The following is a 3,459-nucleotide window of genomic DNA, read 5'->3' as shown; positions in this document are numbered from 1 at the left end:
CATTACTAAGATTATATAATTCTATTTTTGTAGTACTATGCTCAAGTACAGCTTTTAGAATAGCTAAATCACCTTTCTCTATAGCCTTATCAAGATTATAGGTACTTACTTTAGTATTACCATAATTAAGTAAACAAATTAATAGTTCAGAATTCCCTTGCTCTATAGCTTCCCCTATACTAGTATCAGTGTATAATCCTTTCTGATTTAACATAGTCTCTATCTTGCTTAGAGAAAATTTATTAAAATTATATGTTTCTAAGGTTAAAGCTCTACTAAATACCCTGATTAAGTCATCGTATGTTAATTCTTTCGGCTTTGTTTCTATATTTAAGTTAAATATTTCAGGATATGATTTATGATATTTCGCATGAATATTTTTATAAAATTTTACAAAAGCTTTATATTCTTTATGTAGAAAAGCCGGCAACTCCGCTATGCTTTTCATCTTTTTAATTTTATCAGCACTTAAAGAAAAACTATAAATTTGATCGTCTAATTTATAGCTTATACTAAAATCTGATGCTACTAATAGATGAAAATGATTTCTTATATATTCAATCAATAAAAAGTCATTTTTTGTTCTAGCATCGTAATTATTTTGAGCTAATCGTATAATATTTGAATCGCTGGCCTTATTATAAGTGCATAACACCATGTTGCCCTGTATACAATCTAAATGATGTTGAGCGGCTCCTGAATGACAAGAAAATATATGAACAATATTACATTGCTTTGCAGTGGTATTATTTTGTATTTTATTAAGCAGTGTAATATCTAACACAGAAGTTGTGCCTTCATCAGACAATATACTCATTGATAAGTAAGAAGGCTCAGGCATAAAATATGATTTAATTTTTCCCCATAAACCTAAATTAGTAGATTTATAGAAAAACTCTGATCCATGTGCATTTATAAAATATTCACTACCTGTACCTGAAGGTAAGTCAGCTAAGGTGTTTATTTCCTTGATATCAGGATTTTCATTTTTCATACTTATATTCGGGCCTTTAAACAATATTTTTTGCATATTTATATCCTTATATAATTAACTTAGTTATCATATTCTATGGTAATTACCACATAATATGGCAATTTTTGTAAAAAGTCAAGATAGAGTCGGTATTTTATTCATAGCTGTTAAGTTTTTAATAAGAAAAAATCATATAAAGCTATATAGTATTTATAAAAATTTAGAGTTGATAATTATAGATAATAGCATTGAAAATAAGGCTATAAAGTAACCGGCAAAAAAGGGATAAGATTTAAAACAATCTTATCCCTAGTTGCGAATAAAAATAGAGTTTAGAAAGAACTTGCAATATTATTTAATCTCCGGATCAGTATTTCCCAATATTGTTGTATCTGAATTACTATCCCTATTTTCTTCCATAAAATTTAAATTGAGTGCAATAGTATTATTTAAAAGAATTTCAGAAGTGATTCCTTAATTACTGATTGACCATTATTTATATTTTCTATTATACCTTTTGAAACAATATTTGACCCTAATGTACCCTCACTAGATATATTTAAAGTACTGCCTGATACTAGATTTAGTGTACCAACGATATTCAAAGACCTTCCTGCTTCTATAATTACGGTAGTATCAGAATTGAATGAGATATTACTAAGAATCACATTTGATGCTATAATAAGTTTAAGAGTATTAATATGCATAGAGTCTAAATGAATATCTAAACAATCTTCAACCCTTATTTCTTTTAAATAATTTTCTTATACCTCTTTTGACATCTCAAGTAACTCATTTTTAGAAATAGTCATTTTTTCTGTTAATTTATATAAATTTCTATCTTTTAAGAGATCTGATAAAATTTTTACTAGGTAACAACTGCAATAGTTCCTTATAAGTTATGGTATCGGAACACCATTTTATTAACTTCCAATTTCAAAAAAGAATTTTTTATTATTTTCTTCTGTTAGTGTTCTATAGAATTTTATCCGCTCATCATTTACCGTAAAATCATCAGCTCACTTTTTGAGCGTTTCTTCTAACCTATCTAATATTGCTAAATCAAAAAAATCATTACTGTTATGTCTTTGATCATTATTAAAAGTAAGGATTGTACTATTTCCTGCTATTAACTCACATAACTTATCTAACTCATGACCAACTACGTAATCAATATCTTTAAAACTAAGTTGCTTTTGTTTCAATAATTTTTAAATATTTGCATTAAGAAGATAAGTTGTTTTTGTTTGTATCGTTTATTGCTCCAAGTTCATTGATGCCTTTGTGCTTATCATCTTCATAATCATTACGAGCAATTTCAAATAATTTTGTTACTGCATTTGCACTAGCTATATCATTATAACTAGCTAATGTATTTAATAATTCATGATTTGAAATAATAGCTTTCATTTCTTCTGCACTTAATATTTTCTCTTTCACTAAAAAATGATCTTCCATCTTTTCTATTGATGATTAGCTCTTACCGCTTGTACCCTTGCCCCTAATTGTTTATAACTATCTATACTTTCCTTATCTTGTTTTTTCTTATACACCTCTTCTATTGCTTTTCGCTCTAATTCATTACTCTTATTCTACTCCCAAGCCTTTTTTTCTTCATTTTCAGGTTGATCGTTTTTAATACGCTCTATTTTATTTCTACAATTTTCTCTTCTATAGATATACTTGATTTTTTATATATTTCTGCAAAAAATTCATAATTTTTATCTTTAATATATTTCCTAAATTCTGATTTTAATCTAAAGAATTCTTGCATGACTCCAGAATTTTTAATAATCTCAGGCAATTCCAAATTATTTAAATCACCTTGGATATATTGAAAATTTTCTTTTTGCTTTTCATAGTCAAATAAAAATTCTGCTTTTATATACTCTTCAATAGCATCAATAACACTTACTACAAAACTTGTCTTTTCTACTTCAAAATCTAATTCGCTCATATTTAAATCCTAATTATTATTAAATTGAAATTTAAGAAATTTTAACTGTTGGTAATATAGTCAATTCAATGAGATTTGCATAAAAGGCGCAAGGCACGAAACCTATAACTAATAGGAAAGCAACGAGTATGATGTAGGTGAGTCCAAATCAATTGACTATAAAATACGGTCATTGATTTTTATGCAAAATTCTATCGAACTATTCTCAATAAAAACTTACAACCACTTCCGTTTCTTAAAATATTTATAGGTAATAATTGTAGATAATAGCATTAAGAATAAGGCTATAGGATAACCATACGGTGATTTAAGCTCAGGCATTACGGTAAAATTCATGCCGTAAATACTAGCTATTAAAGTGGGTGGGAGAAAAAATATAGTAACCAACGAAAAAATTTTAATAATATTATTTTGTTCAATTGCAATCATACCGAGTGCTGCGTCTAGGGTTCTTGCAATCTCGCTAGATATAAATTGTGAAAAATTAATTATTGAGTCTACGTCTCGAAGCAATGTATCTAATAGATCC

7 protein-coding genes (1 of these 7 only partly in view) are annotated in these 3,459 nt (G+C 27.3%); 1 reads left to right on the top strand and 6 read right to left on the bottom strand.

Going from position 1 to position 3,459, the window contains the following annotated elements; all coding sequences use genetic code 11:
* On the bottom strand, window positions 1–1,030 hold a 1,030-nt coding region (locus WSW_RS0106270), incomplete at its 3' end, for a hypothetical protein (RefSeq protein ID WP_016917479.1).
* A 58-nt stretch (window positions 1,031–1,088) separates the two neighbouring features.
* On the opposite strand from WSW_RS0106270, the gene WSW_RS1000000112165 reads away from it, so the two are divergent.
* On the top strand, window positions 1,089–1,244 hold the full coding sequence (locus WSW_RS1000000112165; RefSeq protein ID WP_016917478.1) for a hypothetical protein: 156 nt from the start codon (window positions 1,089–1,091) through the stop codon (window positions 1,242–1,244).
* Window positions 1,245–1,422: 178 nt separating this feature from the next.
* Here the strand turns inward: WSW_RS1000000112165 and WSW_RS0106260 are convergent, their stop codons facing one another.
* From WSW_RS0106260 to WSW_RS0106235, 5 genes are all read right to left on the bottom strand, one after another.
* Window positions 1,423–1,680 (bottom strand): hypothetical protein, encoded by a 258-nt coding sequence (locus tag WSW_RS0106260; protein WP_016917477.1) that lies wholly within the window; start codon window positions 1,678–1,680, stop codon window positions 1,423–1,425.
* Between the two features lie 312 nt (window positions 1,681–1,992).
* Window positions 1,993–2,178: a hypothetical protein gene (locus WSW_RS0106255; protein ID WP_016917476.1), complete on the bottom strand. Its 186-nt coding sequence runs from the start codon at window positions 2,176–2,178 to the stop codon at window positions 1,993–1,995.
* A gap of 19 nt (window positions 2,179–2,197) precedes the next feature.
* Entirely contained in the window at window positions 2,198–2,431 is a 234-nt protein-coding gene (locus WSW_RS0106250; RefSeq protein ID WP_016917475.1) for a hypothetical protein, read from the bottom strand.
* 187 nt (window positions 2,432–2,618) lie between these two features.
* Complete coding sequence (locus WSW_RS0106240; RefSeq protein WP_016917474.1) at window positions 2,619–2,930, bottom strand: hypothetical protein; 312 nt, start codon at window positions 2,928–2,930, stop codon at window positions 2,619–2,621.
* Between the two features lie 216 nt (window positions 2,931–3,146).
* A protein-coding gene (locus WSW_RS0106235; protein WP_016917473.1) for a magnesium transporter CorA family protein crosses the window boundary here: on the bottom strand, window positions 3,147–3,459 show its final stretch. 647 nt of this gene lie beyond the right edge of the window; only the last 313 of its 960 coding nucleotides appear in the window; its start codon lies off the right edge, out of view; its stop codon occupies window positions 3,147–3,149.

The organism is Rickettsia honei RB, from assembly GCF_000263055.1.
Lineage (GTDB): Bacteria > Pseudomonadota > Alphaproteobacteria > Rickettsiales > Rickettsiaceae > Rickettsia > Rickettsia rickettsii.
This window is presented reverse-complemented; position numbering and strand designations above follow the sequence as displayed.

Excerpts from the sequence above, each read along its gene's own strand:
- WSW_RS1000000112165 (WP_016917478.1), top strand. The coding sequence starts at position 1,089 with ATGGCAATTTTTGTAAAAAGTCAAGATAGAGTCGGTATTTTATTCATA.
- WSW_RS0106260 (WP_016917477.1), bottom strand. The coding sequence starts at position 1,680 with ATGCATATTAATACTCTTAAACTTATTATAGCATCAAATGTGATTCTT.
- WSW_RS0106250 (WP_016917475.1), bottom strand. The coding sequence starts at position 2,431 with ATGGAAGATCATTTTTTAGTGAAAGAGAAAATATTAAGTGCAGAAGAA.
- WSW_RS0106240 (WP_016917474.1), bottom strand. The coding sequence starts at position 2,930 with ATGAGCGAATTAGATTTTGAAGTAGAAAAGACAAGTTTTGTAGTAAGT.